General features: G+C 65.9%; 21 protein-coding genes and 1 pseudogene. 17 read left to right on the forward strand and 5 right to left on the reverse strand.

Translation table 11 applies throughout. The features are described 5' to 3' along the window. Positions 1-46 precede the first annotated feature (46 nt). The 17 genes from GWI72_RS11270 (at position 47) to GWI72_RS11345 (ending at position 15,699) form a co-directional block, all read left to right on the forward strand. On the forward strand, positions 47-1,036 hold the full coding sequence (locus GWI72_RS11270) for an L-threonylcarbamoyladenylate synthase (RefSeq protein WP_161708698.1): 990 nt from the start codon (positions 47-49) through the stop codon (positions 1,034-1,036). Between the two features lie 801 nt (positions 1,037-1,837). Then, positions 1,838-2,767 (forward strand): histone deacetylase family protein, encoded by a 930-nt coding sequence (locus GWI72_RS11275; protein WP_161676325.1) that lies wholly within the window; start codon positions 1,838-1,840, stop codon positions 2,765-2,767. A 97-nt stretch (positions 2,768-2,864) separates the two neighbouring features. Continuing rightward, positions 2,865-3,116 carry an exodeoxyribonuclease VII small subunit gene (locus GWI72_RS11280; protein WP_161676326.1) on the forward strand — a complete coding sequence of 84 codons (252 nt, stop codon included), beginning with the start codon at positions 2,865-2,867 and terminating at the stop codon, positions 3,114-3,116. Between the two features lie 69 nt (positions 3,117-3,185). Continuing rightward, entirely contained in the window at positions 3,186-4,328 is a 1,143-nt protein-coding gene (locus tag GWI72_RS11285) for a helix-turn-helix transcriptional regulator (RefSeq protein WP_161708699.1), read from the forward strand. Positions 4,329-4,675: 347 nt separating this feature from the next. Next, on the forward strand, positions 4,676-6,595 hold the full coding sequence (dxs, locus tag GWI72_RS11290; RefSeq protein ID WP_390806323.1) for a 1-deoxy-D-xylulose-5-phosphate synthase: 1,920 nt from the start codon (positions 4,676-4,678) through the stop codon (positions 6,593-6,595). A gap of 148 nt (positions 6,596-6,743) precedes the next feature. Further along, the gene (locus tag GWI72_RS11295) at positions 6,744-8,015 is read left to right on the forward strand and encodes an MFS transporter (RefSeq protein ID WP_161708700.1); all 1,272 of its coding nucleotides are present in this window, start codon (positions 6,744-6,746) and stop codon (positions 8,013-8,015) included. 91 nt (positions 8,016-8,106) lie between these two features. After that, complete coding sequence (locus tag GWI72_RS11300) at positions 8,107-8,478, forward strand: hypothetical protein (RefSeq protein WP_161708701.1); 372 nt, start codon at positions 8,107-8,109, stop codon at positions 8,476-8,478. A gap of 75 nt (positions 8,479-8,553) precedes the next feature. Next, positions 8,554-9,117, forward strand: coding sequence for a copper chaperone PCu(A)C (locus GWI72_RS11305; RefSeq protein WP_161676330.1), 564 nt, complete (start codon positions 8,554-8,556; stop codon positions 9,115-9,117). Positions 9,118-9,127: 10 nt separating this feature from the next. Further along, a complete protein-coding gene (locus GWI72_RS11310; RefSeq protein WP_161708702.1) occupies positions 9,128-9,751 on the forward strand; it encodes an SCO family protein in 624 nt (207 codons plus the stop codon). Between the two features lie 43 nt (positions 9,752-9,794). Further along, positions 9,795-9,932, forward strand: a complete 138-nt coding sequence (locus GWI72_RS19935; RefSeq protein ID WP_179955994.1) for a hypothetical protein — start codon at positions 9,795-9,797, stop codon at positions 9,930-9,932. Positions 9,933-9,960: 28 nt separating this feature from the next. After that, entirely contained in the window at positions 9,961-10,704 is a 744-nt protein-coding gene (locus GWI72_RS11315; RefSeq protein WP_161676332.1) for a TlyA family RNA methyltransferase, read from the forward strand. 50 nt (positions 10,705-10,754) lie between these two features. Beyond that, positions 10,755-11,990 (forward strand): class I SAM-dependent RNA methyltransferase, encoded by a 1,236-nt coding sequence (locus tag GWI72_RS11320; RefSeq protein WP_161708703.1) that lies wholly within the window; start codon positions 10,755-10,757, stop codon positions 11,988-11,990. Between the two features lie 387 nt (positions 11,991-12,377). After that, on the forward strand, positions 12,378-12,590 hold the full coding sequence (locus tag GWI72_RS20410) for an RHS repeat-associated core domain-containing protein (protein ID WP_161709157.1): 213 nt from the start codon (positions 12,378-12,380) through the stop codon (positions 12,588-12,590). Further along, positions 12,556-13,053 (forward strand): EndoU domain-containing protein, encoded by a 498-nt coding sequence (locus GWI72_RS11330; RefSeq protein WP_161708704.1) that lies wholly within the window; start codon positions 12,556-12,558, stop codon positions 13,051-13,053. The genes GWI72_RS20410 and GWI72_RS11330 overlap by 35 nt, the downstream gene beginning before the upstream one ends. Next, positions 13,050-13,496: a hypothetical protein gene (locus GWI72_RS11335; RefSeq protein ID WP_161708705.1), complete on the forward strand. Its 447-nt coding sequence runs from the start codon at positions 13,050-13,052 to the stop codon at positions 13,494-13,496. Before GWI72_RS11330 ends, GWI72_RS11335 begins: the two co-directional genes overlap by 4 nt. A gap of 1,468 nt (positions 13,497-14,964) precedes the next feature. Continuing rightward, complete coding sequence (locus GWI72_RS20000) at positions 14,965-15,432, forward strand: hypothetical protein (RefSeq protein WP_209000090.1); 468 nt, start codon at positions 14,965-14,967, stop codon at positions 15,430-15,432. Next, positions 15,433-15,699 (forward strand): hypothetical protein, encoded by a 267-nt coding sequence (locus GWI72_RS11345; protein ID WP_161708706.1) that lies wholly within the window; start codon positions 15,433-15,435, stop codon positions 15,697-15,699. A gap of 44 nt (positions 15,700-15,743) precedes the next feature. Here the strand turns inward: GWI72_RS11345 and GWI72_RS11350 are convergent, their stop codons facing one another. The 5 genes and pseudogenes from GWI72_RS11350 to aroC all read right to left on the reverse strand — a co-directional run bounded on the left by GWI72_RS11350 (position 15,744) and on the right by aroC (position 21,595). Then, on the reverse strand, positions 15,744-15,914 hold the full coding sequence (locus GWI72_RS11350; protein ID WP_161708707.1) for a hypothetical protein: 171 nt from the start codon (positions 15,912-15,914) through the stop codon (positions 15,744-15,746). A 92-nt stretch (positions 15,915-16,006) separates the two neighbouring features. Continuing rightward, positions 16,007-16,277 (reverse strand): annotated as a pseudogene (locus GWI72_RS11355) (integrase core domain-containing protein); the annotation flags it as partial. A 411-nt stretch (positions 16,278-16,688) separates the two neighbouring features. Continuing rightward, positions 16,689-18,005, reverse strand: coding sequence for a 3,4-dihydroxy-2-butanone-4-phosphate synthase (gene ribB / locus GWI72_RS11360; protein ID WP_161676337.1), 1,317 nt, complete (start codon positions 18,003-18,005; stop codon positions 16,689-16,691). Positions 18,006-18,192: 187 nt separating this feature from the next. Continuing rightward, entirely contained in the window at positions 18,193-20,217 is a 2,025-nt protein-coding gene (locus GWI72_RS11365; protein ID WP_161708708.1) for a methyl-accepting chemotaxis protein, read from the reverse strand. Between the two features lie 295 nt (positions 20,218-20,512). Beyond that, positions 20,513-21,595, reverse strand: coding sequence for a chorismate synthase (gene aroC, locus GWI72_RS11370; protein WP_161708709.1), 1,083 nt, complete (start codon positions 21,593-21,595; stop codon positions 20,513-20,515). Positions 21,596-21,618 lie beyond the last annotated feature (23 nt).

Raw genomic sequence — 21,618 nt, forward strand, 5'->3', positions numbered from 1 at the left:
CCTGCGCGACCGTGTCTGCCGCCCCGAGGGCCACATGAGCACCACGATGCAGCGTTGGAGTGTGGATTTGAAGTCCACCGCTTGGCGGACCTCCGGCCTTCTGGCGCCGGTGGCAGAGGCCCTGCGCGCCGGGGCGCTTGTCGGGGTTCCGACGGAGACGGTCTATGGTCTGGCCGCCGATGCAACCAACGGGCAGGCCTGCGCCGGCATTTATGCAGCCAAGGGCCGACCAAGCTTCAACCCCCTGATTTCCCACGTGGAAAGCCTTGCAGCTGCGGAGCGTCACGGGGTCTTCGATGCCCGGGCGCGCGCCCTCGCGGCGGCCTTCTGGCCGGGGCCGCTGACGCTCGTGCTGCCACGACAGCAGGGCTCGGCCATTTCGGATCTGGTCACGGCGGGGCTCGACACCCTGGCGCTGCGGGTGCCCGACGCGCCGGTGATGCGCTGGCTGGCCGAGGCCTCCGGCCGGCCGCTGGCTGCGCCGAGCGCCAACCTGTCCGGCAGGATCAGTCCGACGACGGCAGACGACGTGGCCGCGGACCTTGGCGACCGCATCCAGCACCTGATCGATGCGGGTCCCTGCGCGATCGGCGTTGAGTCCACCATTGTCAGCCTCGCCGGCCAGCGCCCGACCCTGCTGAGGCCCGGCGGCCTGTCGCGGGAGGCCATCGTTGCCGTGCTGGGCGAGGACCTGATGACGGCGGACAGCGACGATGCAGCTCCTCTGGCGCCCGGCATGCTGACTTCACACTATGCTCCCGGGGCGACAGTGCGGCTTGAGGCGCGCGGTGTCCTTCCGGGCGAGGCCCTGCTCGGCTTCGGACCGGTCCCGCCGGCCGATGCCGGCCTTGCGGTTGCCTGCTTCAACCTCTCCGAGAGCGGCGATCTGGCCGAGGCGGCCGCCAATCTCTTCACTGGCCTGCGCCGGCTGGACCGCAGCGGGGCCGCCTGCATCTGTGTCCAGCCCATTCCGGCCCATGGGCTCGGCGAGGCGATCAATGATCGCCTGCGCCGCGCTGCCGCCCCGCGCGGCTGAGCTCTGCCGCCGGAGATCCGGGCCGCGCGGGAGACTGGACCCGGCAGAGGAGGCCGACGGGATTTGGACAGGCAGGCATACGCGCAGCAGTCGCATTTTCCCCGCCCCTAAACCCTGACATCGAAGATCCAGTCCTCATGTCCGCCGCCATGGGACTGCGCGGCGGGCTCTTTGCAAAAATTGCGCACAGCGATGCCTCGGCGTAACAATCGTCAGCTTCAGAACCTCTGAATATTGGAATTGGAAACGTTCAATGATGCCCCCGGTCCGGCTGGCCATGCCCGTTGCGCGCCATGACATGCTGCGCATTCCGGTAACCCTGCAGCAGGCCGGGCAAACCTCAAGATATACTCATCGCATCCGCATCTGTTCTTTAGAAATTTTCTGAAATTTGCTTTGGATTCCGGTGTCGAGACCGTCATTTTCGACAGGTTCGCAAGGATGTTATGGTTCGGATACGCAAATTGTTAACAGGTTTGCCTGCGCAGTTAACGGTAATCGACTGGCTGTCACCGGCTGGAATCATTTATGCAGGGACATATCACGGGTGATGCAGCGGACCTCCCCTCGAGCATTGCGATGCTCGCACCTTGCAGCGGACTTGGCCCTCCCGGGCCAAGTCCTTTTTTCTGGCCGGATGCCTGGTGTCCGGGACAGATCGCCGCCCGGATTTGATGTGGCTCATTGACAGTCGATGGCTCCTTGCCGCTCACTGGCGCCGCAGCAGGCGTGCGTGCCGGCGCCTGTCCGGGTGCCTTCCCCGGCGCGCCTGCCGCGCGATGCCAAAGCGCCGGAGCCGACTTGTCTACCCTGCTCATTTCCCATCCCTGCTTTCTGGACCACCTGACGCCTCTGGGGCACCCGGAGCGCCCTGATCGGCTGAGGGCGATCGACCGGGTGCTCGAGCATGAGCGGTTCCAGTCGCTGGAGCGCGACATCGCGCCGATGGGCGCCATCGAGGACATCTCGCGGGCCCACCCCAACGCCTATGTCGACCGGCTCTACCGGGCCGCGCCGCAGGAAGGCCTCGTGCGCATCGATGCGGACACGACCATGTCGCCGGGCAGCTGGGAAGCCGCCCTGCGCGGGGTTGGCGGCGCCTGCCGCGCGGTGGACGAGGTGCTCACGCGCAAGGTGAGCAACGCCTTCGTCGCCTCCCGCCCGCCCGGTCACCATGCGGAACATGACCGGGCCATGGGCTTCTGCCTGTTCAACAATGTCGCCATTGCCGCGCGCTATGCGCGGGAGAAACACGGCCTTGACCGGGTCGCGATCGTCGATTTCGACGTGCATCACGGCAACGGCACGCAGGACATCTTCTGGGCCGATCCCTCGGTGATGTATGTCTCGACGCACCAGATGCCCCTCTATCCGGGGACCGGCGCGGCCGATGAGCGCGGCGAGGCCGACACCATCGTCAATGTTCCGCTGGCGGCGGGCGATGACGGGGCGGTGTTCCGCGAGGCGGTGGAGACGGCGGTGCTGCCGCGCCTGGACGCCTTTGCGCCGCAGCTGGTGCTGATCTCGGCCGGCTTCGATGCCCATGCCCGCGATCCGCTGGGCGGGCTCGCCCTGCTGGAGGCCGACTTCGGCTGGATCACCCGGCAGCTCATGGACGTGGCCGACCGGCACGCCCAGGGCCATGTCGTCTCCGTGCTCGAGGGGGGCTATGATCTGGAAGGACTTGCCCGTTCCGTGGCGGCCCATGTCATGACGCTGATGACGGGATAAGTCGGCCGGACCGCCCCCTTGACCTTTGCGCCGGTTGCGGCGACGGTCGCCTCCCGCTATCCGATGGTCCGAACCAGCAACCTGCGTGAGTCCCGCCATGACCCAGACGTCCGCCGACATCGCCACCCTCTCGTTTGAAGAGGCCCTGCGCCAGCTCGAGCACATCGTCCAGGCGCTCGAGCAGGGCAATGTTCCGCTCGAGAAGAGCATCGAGATGTATGAACGGGGTGCCCAGCTGCGGGCCCACTGCGACAGGCTGCTGAAGCAGGCCGAGGAAAAGGTGGAGAAGATCCAGCTGGGCGGCGACGGCCGTGCGGCCGGCACCACCCCTCTTGATCCGGAAAGCTGAACAGGCCACGCTGCGGTCTGAAGACCTGCGTTGCCCGCAGCATCGGTCCTGGAGCCTGCCCGTCCGAGTATGACGCATTTCGACGACGATCCGCGCGACCTCCTGCTCGAACGTCTTTACCCGGCGCTGCTGGATGCGGCGCTATGGCCGGATGCCGCCCGGGAGATCGGCGCGGCGCTTGACGGCACGGCCTATCTCTTCGAGTTCGGCGCCGACGGCCGCCACACGGCGCGGTACTGCACGCCCGAGGCAGCCCGCCCCCTGCTTGAGATGATGAGCGCGATCCAGACGGCCGGCGGTCGCAACATGCTCAGCTTCCTGCTTGCCGAGGCCGAGCTGATGGCGCCCTACTGCAAGCAGCAGCTGAGCGCCGAGGACACGGCCGCGCTGCACCTCGAGCTTGCACCGGGACTGGTCCAGGCTCATGGCCTGCTTGCCCGCGTCTACCAGTCGGACGCAGCTTCGGCGGTGTTCCTGCTGCTGTCGCACCCGGACGGTCCGGGGCTGTCGCCGGCGAACTTCCCCTTCACGCGCCGCCTGATCCGCACGCTCAACCAGGCGCTCGGCTTTGCGGCCTTGCACCGGCAGCAGGGACAGGAACTGCTCAGGCAGCGCATGCTGGTCCGCCACGAAGGCACCAGCGCCATCCTCGTCGACGTCAACCGGCGCGTCGTCGCCACGACCCCGGGCGGCATCGATGCCCTGTCGGCCGCTGATCTGTTCGACACGCGCACCGGCCGGCTGCAGATCCTCCCGAAAACAGCGGACGACCTGCTGGCGGACCTGATCGACGAGGCCCGGGCCGGCTGGGCGCAGACGGACCAGGGCACCGGCCCGGTGTCACGTCAGCGTGACACGATCCACATCCGCAGTGACGGCAACCTGTGCCGTTTCGTGCTGCGGACGGTGTGGCCCACGACACCCCCGATCCGCGAGGGAACCCACGGTCACGTTCTTGTGACCTTGCGGGAGCCAGGCCCCATTGCCCGTGACGCGAGAGATGCCCTGCAGGGCACCTATGGATTGTCCCGCAGCGAGGCCCGCCTTGCCTATTACCTCGCCATGACAGGTTCGCTGGGCGAAACCCTTGAAACACTTGGCATTACACGCAACACCGGCAAGACTCACCTTCGTCGCATCTACGAGAAGACCGGCGTCACATCACAGATCGAACTGTGCAAGCTGGTCGCGAAGCTCTCGGCGCTCTACTGACATGCCCAAAAATACGGGTTGCAGACCTGAGGGAACTGCGTAAGGATGAATACGTAATCGGTTGCGTCGTGACAAAAAAATGGGGCCGCGCGAAGCACGACCCCAGTTATCACTGTGCACGTGGCCCCATCGACCACGCCAAATCATTATGACATTTTTTACTCAGCCGCATCACCCAATCGGGTGACATGATGATCAAGCGTGCAATCCTTTCAATCAATGCGCGAGTGACGCTGCTGCGGACGTTTGAAAATCTCCGGTCGCCGCACTAAGTGCAGCATTTGCACCCCGAACGCCCTTCGTGTAAGCCTCGGGCCCTGTCTGCGCCCATTGGAGTGGTTCTCAGCGTGACCGTGAAGCCGCATACCCCCCTGCTCGATCTGGTGACCGATCTGTCCGTGCTGCGTTCCCTGCCGGAGGCCGACCTGCCTCAGCTCGCCGAGGAGCTGCGCGCGGAAACGATCGACGCCGTGTCGCAGACCGGCGGACACCTGGGCGCGGGCCTTGGCGTCGTCGAACTGACCGTGGCGCTCCACTACGTCTTCAGCACGCCGGATGACCGGCTCATCTGGGATGTCGGTCACCAGTGCTACCCGCACAAGATCCTCACCGGGCGCCGTGACCGGATCCGCACGCTCCGCCAGCCGGCGGGCCTGTCCGGCTTTACCAAGCGCAGCGAAAGCGAATTCGACCCCTTCGGCGCCGCCCATTCCTCCACCTCGATCTCCGCCGGCCTCGGCATGGCCGTCGCACGGGATCTGGACGGGCGCCGGAACAACGTCATCGCGGTCATCGGCGATGGCGCGATGTCGGCCGGCATGGCCTATGAGGCGATGAACAACGCCGGCTCGATGAATTCGCGCCTGATTGTCATCCTGAACGACAACGACATGTCGATCGCGCCGCCGGTCGGGGCAATGTCGGCCTATCTGGCCAAGCTCGTGTCCGGGCCGACCTACAAGTCGCTGCGGGATGCGGCCAAGCACATTGCCCGGGCCCTGCCGCGGCCGCTGCAGGAGAAGGCCGCCCGCGCCGAGGAGTATGCCCGGGGGTTCTGGACCGGCGGAACGCTGTTCGAGGAGCTCGGCTTCTACTACGTGGGGCCCGTCGACGGACACAATCTCGAGCACCTGCTGCCGGTGCTCAAGAACGTCCGTGACACCCATCAGGGTCCGGTCCTGATCCATGTGGTCACCCAGAAGGGCAAGGGCTACGCGCCGGCCGAAGGGGCCAAGGACAAGTATCACGGCGTCGCCAAGTTCGATGTCATCACCGGCAAGCAGGCCAAGCCCAAGGCCAATGCACCGAGCTATACCTCGGTCTTTGCCCAGACGCTGATCCAGGAGGCCGAACGGGACGAGAAGATCGTGGCCGTCACCGCCGCCATGCCCGAAGGCACCGGCCTTGACCTGATGCAGCAGGTCCTGCCGGCCCGCGTGTTCGACGTCGGCATCGCCGAGCAGCACGCCGTGACCTTTGCCGCCGGCCTTGCCAGCGAGGGATACAAGCCCTTCTGTGCGATCTATTCGACCTTCCTGCAGCGCGGCTATGACCAGGTGGTGCATGACGTTGCCATCCAGGGATTGCCGGTCCGCTTCCCGATCGACCGCGCGGGGCTTGTCGGGGCCGATGGCCCGACCCATGCCGGCTCCTTCGACACGGCCTTCCTCGCCTGCCTGCCGGGCTTCGTGGTGATGGCGGCGGCCGACGAGGCCGAGCTGCGGCACATGGTTGCAACGGCGGCCGCCTATGACGAGGGCCCGATCTCGTTCCGCTACCCGCGTGGTGAAGGTGTCGGCATCGAGCTGCCCGAACGCGGCCAGGTGCTGGAGATCGGCCGCGGTGTCGTGCGCAAGGAAGGCACCAAGATCGCGCTGCTGTCCTTCGGCACGCGACTGGCGGAATGCCTGAAGGCGGCGGACGAGCTGGACGCCGCCGGCCTGTCCACCACCGTGGCCGACGCGCGCTTTGCCAAGCCGCTCGACATGGACCTGATCGCCCGGCTCGCACGCGAGCACGAGGTCCTGGTGATGGTCGAGGAAGGCTCGATCGGTGGCTTCGGCAGCCACGTCCTGACGGCGCTCGCCGACACCGGGGCCCTGGATCGCGGCCTCAAGGTGCGCTGCATGCGCCTGCCGGACCGCTATCAGGACCAGGACCGGCCCGAACAGATGTACAAGGACGCCGGACTCAGCGTGGACGGCATCCTGAAGACCGTGTTCGAGGCGCTCGGCCGCGACGTCAGCACCATCGTGCGCAGCGCCTGACACGGCAGATCCGGATGACAAGGCCGGCAGCGGGCGCTTGACGCCTCGCTGCGGCTCCGTCATGCAGGACTTGCGACACTCTTGCGGCCCCTCGCGACCGAGGGAAATGACCGCCGCCACCGTCCTGCCGCGCGGCTCGGAAACAGACATGTTCAAGGCTCTTGCTTCGATCTCGGCGCTGCTGGCGTCGGTTGGACTGCTGCTCGTCGGCCACGGGCTGCAGGGCACCCTGCTGCCGCTGGCGGCGCAGGAGGCTCGGTTCTCGGACCTCGCCATCGGCCTGATTTCGTCCGGCTATTTCGTCGGCATGGTCGCAGGCTGTCTCGCCGGCCCCTTCATCATCCGGCGCGCGGGTCATGTGCGGGCCTTTGCGGCGCTGATTTCCTTCATGTCCGCCGTTGTCCTGCTGCATCCGGTCCTGGTGGATCCGGTGTCGTGGTTCCTGATCCGTGTCGTTTCGGGCTTCTGCCTCGCCGGCTTCTACATGATCGTCGAGAGCTGGCTCAACGAGGCGGCGGACAACCGCAACCGTGGCATGATCATGTCGTTCTACATCGTGGTGCTCTATGCCTCGATGATGGTCGGTCAGGTCTCCATCTCGCTGTTCGGGATCGACAGCTTCCTGCCCTTCATCGTGGCGTCGATCATGGTGAGCCTGTCGGTCATTCCGGTTTCGCTCACCACCTCGACGCAGCCGGCGCCGATCACGATCGTGCGCTTCCGGCCGGTGAAACTCTACCAGACGTCGCCGGCCGCCTTCGTCGGCTGTTTCCTTGTCGGCCTGGCGAGCAGCGCCATCTGGACGATGGCTCCGATCTACGGCACGCAGATCGGCTTCTCGACGAACGAGGCGGCCTATTACACGGCCGCCTTCATCGGCGGAGGCGTGCTGGGCCAGTGGCCCTTCGGGCGATTGTCCGACCGGATGGACCGGCGACATGTGCTGCTCGGCCTCGCCTTTGCAACGCTGGTCATCGCCGCCGTGATCGCGCTCTGGGAGCCAAGGTCTGCGCTCGTCGCCACGCTCTGCGCCGTGGCCATCGGCGCCGTGCTGCAGCCGGCCTACTCGGTGGCTGTGGCCCATGCCTTCGACCACGCCCGCTCGGAGGACTATGTCGAGACCTCCTCGGGACTGCTCCTGTCCTACGGCATCGGGTCGATCATCGGCCCGACGGGGGCCTCGCTGGCCATGCAGGCGACAGGCCCCTCCGGGCTCTACATGACCGTTGCGGCCGTGCAGGTCCTGACCATCGCCTTTGTCATGACCCGTCTTGCTGCGCGCGCGACGCCCTCTCCCGATCACAAGCGTGACTTCGGTCCGGATGCGACGGCACCGGTGGGCGCGGTGATCTCGCCCGACGCAACGGTGCGGGAGGCGCGGCAGACGGCTCGCCCCGGCGGCGAGGCCGGCCTCGCCTGACGGGCCGGAACCGCTCCCGGCCTGCGTCAAGTTTTCACTCGCCTTGCGCCCGCCGCTCCACCATATTGCGCCCATGTCACAGACCCGATCCGTGCTGAGCAGGCTTCGCGGCGAACGTCTCCCGTTCGTCGTGCTTGGCGTGCTGGCGCTGGTCGCCCGTCTGCTCCTTCTTTCCGTTGGCCTGTCCGGATCGATCGGCCTTGCCGAGGCTGCCCCCCCTGGCACGGTGATCTGTACGGCAGCAGGGTCTGCCGGCGAGCCCGCGCGCGGCCACGACCCGTTGCATTGCGCCTGTGGTCCGGCCTGTCTGCACAAGGCGCCGGTCTCGCTGAGCGGTTCCCTCGCCCCCGTGCTCCCTGGCCCGTGGCTCATTGAGGAGCCGGGCGATGCCGCGACGGCGGACCTGGATCTGCCCGGCCGGGCCGTGACAGGGCGCCTCAGCCGCGGCCCGCCTGTTGCCTGAGACCAGCTGTCGCTCCCAGACCACGTCCGGCGCCCCTTCGGGCCTGCCATTTCCTTTCCGTTTCAGGACAAGACCATGACTTTTGCGAAGACCCTTCTTTCGGCCGCCCTGCTGTCGGCCACCGTACTGACCGGCGCTGCACTCCCGGCACTTGCCGGCGAGGCAACCGTTGGCGACATCACCGTCCGCGACGCCTGGACCCGGGCAACCCCGCCGAACGCCATGGCCGGCGGCGGTTTCCTCGTGATCACCAACAAGGGCAGCACCGACGACAAGCTGGTGGCCGCCAGCGCTCCCGTGACGGAGCGGACCGAACTGCACGAGATGGCCGTCATCGACGGCGTGATGAAGATGCGCGAGATGGAGAGCGGCATTCCGGTGCCCGCCGGCGCGACCGTCGAACTGAAGCCGGGCGGGCTGCACGTGATGTTCATGGACATCAAGCAGCCGCTCAAGGAAGGCGAGACCCTGCCGGTGACGCTGACCTTCGAGAAGGCCGGCACGGTGACTGTCGAGATGCCGATTGCCAAGATCGGCGCCAAGGAAATGAGCCATGACGGACACGGGGGCCATGGTGCCCACGGGGGTCATGGCGGTCATGGCCAGCAGGGCCATGGCACGACGAAGCCCACAAACTGAGGCAAGCAGGATGTCAGCGCTCAAGATCGTGCGCTACGGGGCCTGGGCGGCGGTTGCCGCCCTCGCCATCGGCGCAGGCTATGTCAGTTACTCCCAGATGTCGGGGGGCTCGGGATCGGGCACCCTGATCGAACCCGTGGCCTCGATCGGCGGCCCGTTCAGTCTCGTCAACGGTGACAATGTGCCGGTGACCGACGCGACCTTCCGGGGCAAGCCGACCGTGCTCTTCTTCGGCTTCACCTTCTGCCCGGATGTCTGCCCCACCACCCTGTCGGACCTGCAGGGCTGGATCGAGCAGCTCGGCCCGGATGCGGACAAGCTGAACTATGCCTTCGTCACGGTCGATCCCGAGCGGGACACGCCGCAGGTGATGAAGGACTATGTCGCCGCCTTCGATCCGCGCGTGCAGGCCCTGTCCGGGACCCGGGAGCAGGTGGATGCCATGATCAAGGCCTACCGGGTCTATGCCAAGAAGGTGCCGCTTGACGCGGGCGGCTACACGATGGACCATACGGCTGCGATCTATCTGATGGACAAGAACAATCGCTTCGTCGGCACGATTGCCTACGAGGAGAATCCGGAAACGGCCCTGGCCAAGCTGCGGCGCCTGATCACCGAGGCAGCGGCGAGCTGACCGGTCGCCCGGGCAACCACGAGCCTCAGGCAGGAGCATGGAGATGCCGGCACGATACTGGATGGCAGGCGCGGGTCTGGGCGGCGGGACACTGGTCCTGGCGGCCAGCCTTGCCTGGCTGAAGTTCGGCGAGGCCATCTATGTCGACCGCCTGATCGCCGGTCTGGCCGGCTGTTTCTAGATTTCGATCATGTCAGGTACCCGGTGTCATGGCGACGCGTGAAAGGCTGGACCAGCGTCTGGTGGATCTCGGTCTTTGCGCCAGCCGCGCGAGGGCGCGGGATGCCGTGCTGCGCGGCACGGTGACCGTGGATGGCCGCACGGCGACAAAGCCCGGCCAACCCGTTGACCTGACAGCCAAAATCGAGATCTCCGATCCCGCCGGTGCCTATGTCTCGCGGGCCGCGCTGAAGCTCATTGCCGCGCTCGACGGCTTCGGGGTGTCGCCGGCCGGGCGCACCTGCCTCGATGTCGGAGCCTCGACCGGCGGCTTCACCCAGGTGCTGCTGGAGCGCGGCGCAGCCCGGGTGCATGCCATCGACGTCGGCCACGGGCAGATGCATGAGAGCATCTCGAACGACCCGCGCGTGAACCGGCGCGATGGTCTCAACGCCCGTGACCTCACGGCGCAAGATCTTGAAAACACAGCCCCTTCCCTGATCGTCAGCGATGTCAGCTTCATCTCTCTGAAGCTCGCCCTGCCCCCTGCCCTTGCCCTTGCCGCGCCTGGTGCCGAGGCGCTTCTGCTGGTCAAGCCGCAGTTCGAGGTCGGCCGCGAGGGCGTCGGCAAGGGCGGACTGGTGGCACCCGACCGGGCCGAGGCCTCGGCCGGGGAGCTGCGGGACTGGCTCGACACCCTCCCCGGCTGGCAGGCGCTGGGGCTGCTGCCCTCCCCTGTCACGGGCGGCGACGGCAACCGGGAATTCCTGCTCCACGGGCGCAAAACAAGCTGAAATCCGAGGGAAAGCTTGCGGGCCGCCGTCAGGCGGAGTATCGCACGGCCATGACTGACGCGACCCTCGACATCACCATTTCCTCCCTCGGACATCTCGGCGACGGCATCGCCGAGGGACCGGATGGCCCCCTGTTCGTGACCGGCGGCCTGCCGGGCGATCACCTCAGGGTGTCGCGGCAGGGCAATCGTGCGACAATTCTGGAGATTCTGACGCCGTCGGCCCACCGCCGTGCGGCAAATTCCGACCAGAACCACCATTGCGGCGGCTGCAGCCTGCAGCACATGGACGAGGCGACCTATCTCGCCTTCAAGCAGGACCAGGTGGTCCGGGCGCTCGCCGACCGGGGCATCGAGGTGCCCGTCGACCCGATCCTGCCGACCCGTCCCGGCAGCCGCCGCCGCGCCGTCCTGACCGCGCTCCGGGCCGGGCACAAGGTGCTGCTCGGCTACCACGAGAAGGGCAGCCACCGGCTGGTGGACCTCGTCGAGTGCCCGGTTCTGGACCCGGCGATCCTCGCCGCCGTGCCGGGCCTGAAGAAGCTTGCCGAGCCGCTGATCCCGCGCAAGGGCGAGCTGCGCCTGACCGTGCTGGCCACGGCCGCCGGACTGGATGTGGCGATCGACGATCCGGTGACGGGCTACGAGAAGAAGCTGATCGCCCTGTCGCGCCTGGCCGCCGACCTCGACCTCGCCCGGCTGGCGATCAAGGGCGAGGTGGTGATCGAGATCCGGCCACCGGCGCTCAGCTTCGGCCGCATCGCCGTCGTGCCGCCCCCGGGCGGCTTCACCCAGGCCAGTGCGGCGGCCGAGGAGGACCTCGCCCGGCTGACGCTGGAGGCTCTCGGCCCGTCAAAGAAGGCCGCCGACCTCTTCGCCGGCATCGGCACCTTTACCTTCCGCATGGCGCCGCTGATGTCGGTGCATGCGGTGGAGGCCGATGCCGCCGCCCTTGCCGCCCTCGACAAGGCCAGCCGCGTGCCTTCGGGCCTCAAGAAGCTGACCTTCGAGCGCCGCGACCTGTTCCGCCGGCCGCTGATGGCCGCCGAACTCAATGCCTTCGACGCCGTCGCCTTCGACCCGCCGCGGGCGGGCGCCCAAGCCCAGGCCGAACAGCTTGCGCTCTCCAGGGTCAAGCGCATCGCCGCCATCTCCTGCAACCCGGCGACGCTTGCCCGCGACCTGCGCCTCCTCCTCGACGGCGGCTACAAGCTCACCCGCGTGACCCCGGTCGACCAGTTCCTCTACTCCCCGCATGTGGAAGTGGTGGCGGCGCTGGAGCGGTGAGACCTGCCGCATCGCCGCGTTTTGAAACGCAGGCGGCTCGGGATTTTGGTTGCATCAAGGCCTGTTTGGGTCTGGGTGTCAGCGTCTCTCCCTTGGTTTTTCCGGAGGCGTTTCGGGGGCTTTTTTTCAGGCCGTCGACGAATGCCGTGCGGGATGTTCGTCCAGCGGAGAACCACTACCGGCCCTACGGCCAGCGCTCGGAGCTGCAGCAGGCAGCGAACCTGCCGCGCGACTCCAAGGGCTGGATCCCCGGCCCGCTTTGCGGGCCAGCTCTTTGCTGTGGTCATGGCGCCGACGCGTCCTGACCGGGCGCGACGACCCGGAAACCGGCCTCACCTACCTCAACGCCCGCTACGGAGCCTGTCCCCGGCCTGACCGGGGAACCCCATCCTCGCCCGCTTCGTCTCACCAGACTGGTTCGATCCGACCAAACCTGGCGTCGGGACAAACAGGTATGCATATGCGGCGAATAATCCAATCCTGTTCAAGGATTCGGGGGGGGAACCAGTCAACCGAAGTCACTGGCGCCGGCCTTGGTGTTGCTATTCTTGCAGGCATCACCGCAATGCTTTTTATCGATGCTGCAGACAAGCAAAATAAGCAGTCCAATTATGGTCAACGCGACCACTCCTCAAGCGCGTTGAATGACCAAGCGTTAAACCAGTCAGCGAACGTCGGCGGAACGAGCAAGCCGGAGTATGAGCAGGAGACGGAAGAGGGAGAAGATGAGAAAAGCTCAGAGCATAAGCCAAGCTTGCTCGACGAAGATGGGGATCAACATATTCTTGATGGCGATGGGCCGAATGGAGGTGGTGGACACAGGTCTGGCACGGGCAAGCCCGGCAAGTCTGAGTTTCCAAGCGACTGGAGTGACGATAAAATTCGAGGCGAAATTTCTGATGTAGCAACTGATCCAAAGTCTAATCGGACTACCCAGCCAAATGGTCGAATTAAAGTTGAAGTAACACATGATGGAATTGATATAACGGTGATCGTTGAGCAAATAAATAAAGGTGGGCGTATTGTGACGTCCTTTCCAACTAACACGCTGAGGAATCCATGAGGCAAGATCTATTAGATGAAATAAAGTCCCAAATAGAAAATTGCGCTACAAATTATACTGTTTTCTTAAGACTGTATGAACTTCCAATTACGCAGAATTTGAGTGCAGAAGGTATTTTTAGCAATTTACTGGGCTCGGAGGCGGTTCTTGGTACTGTAGAAGAGATAACAGAAGATGCCCTTTGCGATGAGGTAGCGGGTTCGCTTCTTTATTCCGGTTTTAGAGGTGCGGGGCCTAGCGCAGAAGTCATCCAAAGCGCAGCCTTCATTGAGCTAATTGATGAACTGAAACGCCAACTGTATAGCTTAGCAAAATCGTCATTAAAAGTGGAACGAATATTTCTTGTTCGTGGGCATCCTGCGTACCCAGTTTTTTGGGATTTCGCGTTCTTGTTCTTTGGGCATGACAAAGCGACAGTCCTAATTGGTTCAAGTTCCGACTAGGCGCTTTTGCTGGCGCGGCTTCTTAGATTATCAGAGATGTGTTTTGAGATTGCCCTCTAGGCGGCCGTCTCGGCACGTCCTGAATTAATAGACGCATACTGTTTGTACAGAGACGGTATTCACCTGACAACGCTGTGTTTTGAGGCGGCACAGGCGGCTTGGGTTTCTGGTTGCATTGAAGCCTGTTTGTGTCTGGGTGGCAGCGTCTCTCCCTTGGTTTTCCAGTGGCGTTGCCGGGGTTTCAGGTCGTCGGCAAAGGTCTTGAGGGGTGTCCTTCCGCCCATGGTGCGGCCCTGACGGCGGCGTTTGGTGGTGCAGATCACGCCCGGTCCTCACCCAGTCCTCGGGTACGACTGCGACGCCGGGGGTGGTGGGCTACCCGTATGACGGCTTCGGCCGGCTGAGCGCCGTGCCGGGGCTGATCAGCCCCATATCCACTTTCTGGCACCCATCATGCCAGCGGCCAGCCGCTGGTCACCACCTATGCCAACGGGGTCGTCGAGACCCGCAGCTATGACGCCAATCGGCTGTGGCTGCCAGGTCAAGGCATGGGCATCGTCACCACAGGGCCCAATGCTGGAACTGGCGGGACGGCGCTGTTCTCGGAGAGCATACCCGCAACGATCTTGCCGCGTTTTTGGGGGCCTGATCACCTCGGTCACGTCGAACCGGCCCTATGGCAACTGGACCTATGCCTATGACACGGTTGACCGGCTGACGCAGCCCCCCAACCGGGACAGCGCCGACGTCTGACAGAGCTTCACCCCCGAAACATACGTCTGACGCGGCGGACAATGTGACGTCGAACTCGGCGGTGGGCAGCGACAAGCATTCCCGCCCCGACGGGTCCGCGCCCGCATGCGGTGACGCAGGCTGGCAACCAGTGGCCTCGATCCGGCTGATGACGGACGGCAGCGGCGCCGTCATCGCGGAGAACCATTACCGCCCCTACGGCCAGCGCTCGGAGCTGCAGCAGGCGGCGAACCTGCCGCGCGAATCCAAGGGCTAGATCCCCGGCCCGCCTTGCGGGCCAGCTCTCAGTTGTGGTCAGGGCGCCGACGCGTCCTGACCGGGCGCGACGACCCGGAAACCGGCCTCACCTACCTCAACGCCCGCTACGGAGCCTGTCCCCGGCCTGACCGGGGAACCCCATCCTCGCCCGCTTCGTCTCACCAGACTGGTTCGACCCAACCCAACAAGGCGTCGGGACAAACAGGTATGCCAATGCCGCAAATAATCCAATTCTGTTCAAGGATCCGGGGGGAATGACTCATTTGTCAGCGGTTCACCTCAAAAAGACGGCAGCTATAGCTGCCACAGTTGTAACGATAGATCGGGCAATTACTTCTCCGGGCGGGATAGTCGGCACATCGAATACGGCAATATTTCCCTTGAGGAACGTATAAGGCTCAGTGATTCGCAGGAACGTGCACGTGATGCCAAGGCGGCCCAGGAGTTACTCGGATATGTGCCAGTTGTTGGTACTGCTGTTTCTGCAGCTGAGTTCTATGAGAAACCAAGTTGGTTCGGCGCTGCAATGGTCGGGGCTAGCCTTATTCCCGCCGGTAAGATCGGGGGGAAGGCAGTAGCAGAGGGAGTTGAGTGGGTCGCGAAGGGGGGAGCGGCAAGTGCGAAGCAGGCTGCAGACCTGTCCAAGCATCTTGGCTACGCTGAGAAGTACGGCAAGGGCGGGGTCAAGGAGCTTGAGAACGGCCGCATTCGCTACTACGGTGAAGTCCAGCCGGCTAGCAAGGCTGGGCAGATGGCCGGACGTCGATACGTGCATGCGTACGACGCTGCGACAGGAAGGTCGCGTGGGTGGCACGAGACTGTCGATCAAGCCGTCAATGTTCGTCAGGTCCGTCCGGAACTGAACAACGGGAGCAAGACCTATTACCAGTTCGACCGCAACGGAAACTACACGGGGAGCTGGTAAGTGGAGATCGATCTTGAGGCGGTGCGCCGTGTGTTCTGCGATGTGCTGGACGGGCGAATGACCAGAGAAGCGGCTGACCGCTGGGCCTACGGTGTGGTGCAGCAGTCCGAGGCGGGTTCGCTAACGTTCTCGCCTGTGAACGCGAAAGATCGCATCTGGGAGGGTGTCGTGTACCTCTATGGAATTGACACCATGGAGGCCCCCGGGCAGTACCTTCACACCGAGGAAGACATCCGATCGGCCATGGCCGCGAAGCTGGGCAGCTGATCGATTCCTGCCGCTTGCGACGCCCGCCCTGTGCGGGCGTTGTTCTATGTGCCCGCTGCGATGCGCCTGACCGCCTCGGCCGCATCAACAATGTCGATGCCCTGATGGCTGTCCAGGGGCAGCAGATGCTTGCGATCCCCCGAGACGATCAGATCGGCGCGCGCTGATCGGCCGATCAGGGCCAGCCGCTTGGTGGCTGACGGCCGGGTGAGCACAGAGCTGGCTCGGTTTGTTTGAACAGTTTCGGGGCTGTCGCTAAGTGGCTTCCTGAACCGCCCCGGGTTTGCCGGAGGCCATTTCGTTTGCGTCACGCCGCCATTGCTTGAGCTTCCTGCATGGCGTAGTAGCGTTCCTCGGCTTCGGCCGGCGGTATGTTGCCGATGGTCTCCAGCAGCCGGCGTCTGTTGAACCAGTTGACCCAGGTCAGCGCGGCGGACTCGACCGCCTCGCAGCTTCTCTACGTTCCCCGCCGATGGATAACCTCGGCCTTGTAGGAGGCCATTGATCGTCTCGGCGAGAGCGTTATCGTAGGAGTCGCCGACGCTGCCGACGGAGAGCTCGATGCCGGCTTCGGCCGGTTGGGCGCCGTGCCGGGGCTGATCAGCCCCATGTCCACGTTCTGGCACCTGTCATGCCAGCGGCCAGCCGCTGGTCACCACCTCTGCCAACGGGGTCGTCGAGACCCGCAGCTATGACGCCAATCGGCCAAGGCTGCCAGGTCAAGGCATGGGCATCGTCACGACGGCGCAGCGGGGTGGACGGGGCGGGGCGGCGCTCTTCCGGCCCTCCGCCCCTCCGGTCAAGCTGCCCAGAGGTCCAGCAGTTCATACATCACCCGCGCTCGGGCCCTTCGGCCCGTCGGCGCGGCACCGCTCTTGCTGGTGCCGCTTTGGCAAGTGGCCGGTCTGGCAAGTGGCCGGTCTGGCACGTGGCCGGTCTGGCTGGTGATAGGTCCGGCCGGGAACCGGTCTGGTCGCGCGGGGCTCTGGTCATTCCATGAGTTCGGTGGCTTCGATCTTGATGTCGAAGCCTTCGAGGCCGACGTAGTGGCGCTCGCGCGAGGACAGGAGGCGGATGGAGGAGACGCCGAGATCCTTCAGGATCTGGGCCCCGAGACCGACTTCGCGCCACTGTTCCTGGCGGGCCTGGGCCGAGCGGTGTTCTTCGGTCTCGGCTGCCTCCAGCTCGGACCGGGCCCGCCTGGACTGGCGGGCAACGCCGACAGAGCCTTCGCGCAGGTAGATGACCACGCCGCGTCCGCGGTCGGAGAACTTGCGCATGACCGCATCCAGCGGCTGGGCCGCGCCGAAGACATCGTCCAGCACCGATTCCAGCTGCAGGCGCACCGGCACGTTGCGGCCATCAAGAATGTCACCGTAGATGACGGCGACGTGGTGCATCGGGTCATAAGGCGTGGCGTAGGTGACGGCATAGGCGGGACCTGCCACGGTCTGCACCGGCTGCTCGTTGACGCGCTCGATCAGGCGCTCGGTGCGCTGGCGCCAGGCGATGAGGTCGGAGACGGAGACCATTTTGAGCCCGTGCTCGGCGGCGAACTCCGCCACCTGGGCGCCGCGCTTGACGGTGCCGTCGTCATTGACCAGCTCGCAGATGACGCCGACCGGCTCGAGACCGGCCAGACGGCACAGGTCCACGGCGGCTTCCGTATGGCCGGAGCGCATCAGCACGCCGCCTTCCTTGGCAATCAGCGGGAAGACGTGGCCGGGACGCACGAAGTCGGAGGGGCCGGCGTTCGGATTGGCCAGACCGCGCACTGTGGCGCAGCGCTCGTCGGCGGAAATGCCGGTGGTGAGCCCATGCCGGTAATCGACGGAAATGGTGAAGGCGGTGGAGAGCGGCGCGTCGTTGCTGGCCACCATCGGATCCAGACGCAGACGCTTGGCCGCCGCCACGGTCATCGGCGCGCAGACGATGCCCGAGGTGTGGCGCACGATGAAGGCCATCTGCTCCGGGGTGACCTTGGTCGCGGCGACGATCAGGTCGCCCTCGTTCTCGCGGTCGTCATCATCGGTGACAACGACAATCTCGCCGCGCTCAAAGGCACGGATCGCTTCGGCTACACGGGCCTGGGACACGGGATGCTCCTTGGTGATGGAAAGGCCGAGAAAATCATTCGGCGTCACGGCCCCGCCCGTGGCCTCGGCGATCTTGCGGGCCATGTCCCGCGACACCCAGGCTCCGGGATCGTTGCAGAGCGCGGTGACCGAGGCAGGCGAAAGCCCCGCGCGGCGCGCAAAGGCGCTACGGCTTTCCCCGGTCTGTGCAAGCCAATGATCCAGTCTCATGCGCCGACCCTAGCGCAGGACTTATTCAGCCGCAAGGAAATTGGTGGAGAATTTTCAGCGAGACTGAAAGCTGTCTGGCTTGTTGCAACAGCGTCCCGCCAGAGCCTGCATCCTACCACAACATGCAACGGCCGGACGTGGTTCCTTCAGGGGCCACGTCCGGCCAATGCGGTGTCACTGCGGGCCGTCAGGCGGCCCGGATGCTGCCGAGGAAGCGGTTGACCTCGGCGTTCAGATGGTCCGACTGGCCGGACAGGTCGGCCGAGGCGTCGAGCACCTGCGAGGCGCTGGCACCGGTGTCCTGCGCCGCCTCCGCAACGCTGCCGATGTTCAGCGCAACCTCCTGGGTGCCGCGCGAGGCCAGCGCCACAGCCTTGGCGATTTCCCGGGTGGCCGCGCCCTGCTGCTCGACGGAGCTGGCGATGCCGGCCGACGACTGGCTGATCTCGCCGATGATCGCGGTGATGGTGCCGATGGCCCCGACGGCCCGGTTGGTGGAATCCTGAATGCCGCTGATCTGCTGGCCGATCTCGGTCGTGGCGCGCGAGGTCTGGTCGGCAAGCTGCTTCACCTCGGCCGCGACCACGGCAAACCCCTTGCCGGCCTCGCCGGCGCGGGCCGCCTCGATGGTGGCATTCAGCGCCAGCAGGTTGGTCTGGGCGGCAATCCCGGAGATGAGTTCGACGATGTCGCCGATCCGGCCCGTGGCCGACGACAGCTCGGCCACGATGGCGGCGGTGCTTTCGGCCTGCGTGACGCCGGTGCGGGAGATCTCGCGGGAGTGGTTGACCAGCCGCGCGATCTCGCGCACGGAGGCCTCCAGCTCCTCGGCGGCGCTGGCGACGGAGGCGACATTGTCGCCGGCCTCGGCCGCCGCACCGGACACGGCATTCGCCTGGCCGGATGTCCTTTCCGCCGAACGGGTCAGCACGCGCGCCGTCTGCTGCAACTGCGTGGAGGCGGCGGACACGCGCATGACGATGCCGCCGACGCTGGACTGGAACTCGTCGGCAAGGGCCTGCATCAGGCGCTGGCGCTCGCCGGCCGCCTTGGCATCGCGGCTGCGGGCCTCCTGCTCGAGGTGGCGGCGTTCGGCGAGGCGCTGCTTCAGGGTGTCGGCCGAACGGGCGATGGAGCCGACGGCATCGCTGCGTCCGGTGTGGCGGATGTCGCTGTCCAGATCATCCTCGGCAAGGCGGGCAAGGCTGGTGCCCAGATCCCCGACGAGACGGGACAGGACACGGGCAATCAGCAGGCTGACGGCGACGGCGCCGGCAAACACGGCAAGCGTGATGCCGACATAGAGCAGGACATCGGCGCGGGCGGCCGCAAGGCGCTGGGTGGCGACGGTCTGCGAGGCCTCGGCCGCAGCCGTGCTGAGCTTCAGAAGCAGGTCCTCCTTCTCGCCGATGGCCGACTTCCAGGCCGTCATCGCCGCCGCCGTCCCGGCATGGGCACCGCGCTCGAGGATCACGGGAGCGGTCGCCGCCAGCGTTCCGGCTGCGGCACTGCGGTCAAAGTCGTCGAGGGCCGCCACCATGGCGGCGGGGGCGTGGTTGCGGAAGGTGGCGGCAAAGAGCTGCTGCAGGTCGCGGGCGTGGACATAGCCCGCCACCGCGCCCTGGTCGATCTGGCCCGCGCCCTTGAGGATGTCACCGATCGTGCGCTCGATAAGGACACCGTCCGTCATCTGCATGGCGGCGTGGAAGGTCACGAGGGCCGCCGAAATCTCCGGGTCGTCGATCACCGCTGCCCCGCGCTCGGTCATGGCGATGCCGTTGGCGGAAATCGGCTGCAGGATGCGCAGGCCGAGATCCGCCGGCGCGGTGCCGGCGTCGATGGCGCGCCGGTATTCGGCGAGGCTCGGCCGGCGCTTGACCAGCTCGGCATGGATCGCCTTCAGGCCCGGGTCCGACGGACTGGCCTCGGCGAAGAGGCGCAGGGCGTCGTCATAGGCCCGGTCGACATCGGCACGGGCGCGGGTGAAGAGATCGCGGTTCGCCTCCGACCGCAGCGGCAGGAAGCCTTCCACCGGCAGGGACTGGGCCAGCACGCCGGCAGCCCGGGCGAGCTTCTGGATGGCGACGGCCTCCTGCATGGTCCGCCAGGCCTGATAGGACTGCAGCGACAGCACACCGCCCAGCAGCAGCACGGCCAGCAAGGGCACGAACACGACAAGGGCCAGCAGCCGGTTGATGGTCAATGCACGCAAGGTCCTGATCCTTTCAAGCCTGTCCCGTCCGCCCTGCCGCGCCTGCAGCCGCAGGACACCCGTCGCGGGACGCGTTGGTTCCTCCCGGCCACCGGTCAGCATGCGGTGGCCACCCGGACGCAGTCTCGGAAGCAGAGGGAAAACGGAGGCTTAAGGATCGTCAGAAATGACAGGATTGCACCATCGGGCAATCCTGTCTGCACGGGCGGTCAAGGCTGACCCAGGGATCGGGGCTTGCGTGCAAGCCGTGCCGCAGGCGGACGGGCGGGAGGTCCGCCCGACGGTGACGCCGGCCTCAGCCCACCTGACCGCGATGGCGCAGGAAATGGTCGGCCAGGACGCAGGCCAGCATGGCCTCGCCCACCGGCACGGCGCGAATGCCGACGCAAGGGTCGTGGCGGCCCTTCGTCATCACGTCCACCTCTTCCCCCTGCCGGGTAACCGACTGGCGCAGGTTGAGGATCGACGAGGTCGGCTTCACGGCAAAGCGGGCAACGATCGGCTGGCCGGAGGAAATGCCGCCGAGAATGCCGCCGGCGTTGTTGGAGAGGAACAGCGGCGCCCCGTCGCCGGCGCGCATCTCGTCGGCATTGTCCTCACCGGTGAGGCTTGCCGCGTCGAAGCCGTTGCCGATCTCCACGGCCTTCACGGCGTTGATCGACATCAGCGCGCTGGCGATGTCCTGGTCGAGCTTGCCATAGAGCGGCGCGCCAAGACCGGCCGGCACGCCTTCGGCGACGACCTCGATGACCGCGCCGACGGAGGAACCGGCCTTGCGGATGCCGTCGAGATACTCGGCGTAGAAGGCCGCCATATTCGCATCGGGGCAGAAGAAGGGGTTGTTGTCGACTTCCGCCCAGTCCCAGGCGGCGCGGTCGATCTTGTGCGGGCCCATCTGCACCAGCGCGCCGCGAATGGTGACGCCGGGAATGATCTTGCGGGCAACGGCGCCGGCGGCGACCCGCATCGCGGTCTCGCGCGCGGAGGAGCGGCCACCGCCGCGATAGTCGCGGATGCCGTACTTGGCGTCATAGGTGTAGTCGGCGTGGCCGGGGCGGTAGCGATCCTTGATCTCGGAATAGTCCTTGGAGCGCTGGTCGGTGTTCTCGACGAAGAGCGAGATCGGCGTGCCGGTGGTCTTCTGCACCCCGTCCTCGTCGATCATGACGCCGGAGAGGATCTTCACCTGGTCCGGCTCCTGCCGCTGGGTGGTGAAGCGGTTCTGCCCCGGCTTGCGCTTGTCCATGAAGCCCTGGATGTCGGCTTCCGTCAGCGGGATCAGCGGCGGGCAGCCATCCACCACGCAGCCGATGGCCGGGCCGTGGCTTTCGCCCCAGGTGGTGAAACGGAACAGATGGCCGAAAGAATTGTGCGACATGGACAGCCCGGACGGAACAACAG

It is taken from the genome of Pannonibacter sp. XCT-53 (genome assembly GCF_009915765.1).
Lineage (GTDB): Bacteria > Pseudomonadota > Alphaproteobacteria > Rhizobiales > Stappiaceae > Pannonibacter > Pannonibacter tanglangensis.

Excerpts from the sequence above, each read along its gene's own strand:
- GWI72_RS11295 (WP_161708700.1), top strand. The coding sequence starts at position 6,744 with ATGTTCAAGGCTCTTGCTTCGATCTCGGCGCTGCTGGCGTCGGTTGGA.
- GWI72_RS11330 (WP_161708704.1), top strand. The coding sequence starts at position 12,556 with ATGCTTTTTATCGATGCTGCAGACAAGCAAAATAAGCAGTCCAATTAT.
- GWI72_RS11305 (WP_161676330.1), top strand. The coding sequence starts at position 8,554 with ATGACTTTTGCGAAGACCCTTCTTTCGGCCGCCCTGCTGTCGGCCACC.
- GWI72_RS11270 (WP_161708698.1), top strand. The coding sequence starts at position 47 with ATGCAGCGTTGGAGTGTGGATTTGAAGTCCACCGCTTGGCGGACCTCC.
- GWI72_RS19935 (WP_179955994.1), top strand. The coding sequence starts at position 9,795 with ATGCCGGCACGATACTGGATGGCAGGCGCGGGTCTGGGCGGCGGGACA.
- GWI72_RS11285 (WP_161708699.1), top strand. The coding sequence starts at position 3,186 with ATGACGCATTTCGACGACGATCCGCGCGACCTCCTGCTCGAACGTCTT.
- GWI72_RS11310 (WP_161708702.1), top strand. The coding sequence starts at position 9,128 with ATGTCAGCGCTCAAGATCGTGCGCTACGGGGCCTGGGCGGCGGTTGCC.
- GWI72_RS11335 (WP_161708705.1), top strand. The coding sequence starts at position 13,050 with ATGAGGCAAGATCTATTAGATGAAATAAAGTCCCAAATAGAAAATTGC.
- GWI72_RS11280 (WP_161676326.1), top strand. The coding sequence starts at position 2,865 with ATGACCCAGACGTCCGCCGACATCGCCACCCTCTCGTTTGAAGAGGCC.
- aroC (WP_161708709.1), bottom strand. The coding sequence starts at position 21,595 with ATGTCGCACAATTCTTTCGGCCATCTGTTCCGTTTCACCACCTGGGGC.
- ribB (WP_161676337.1), bottom strand. The coding sequence starts at position 18,005 with ATGAGACTGGATCATTGGCTTGCACAGACCGGGGAAAGCCGTAGCGCC.
- GWI72_RS11315 (WP_161676332.1), top strand. The coding sequence starts at position 9,961 with ATGGCGACGCGTGAAAGGCTGGACCAGCGTCTGGTGGATCTCGGTCTT.
- GWI72_RS11320 (WP_161708703.1), top strand. The coding sequence starts at position 10,755 with ATGACTGACGCGACCCTCGACATCACCATTTCCTCCCTCGGACATCTC.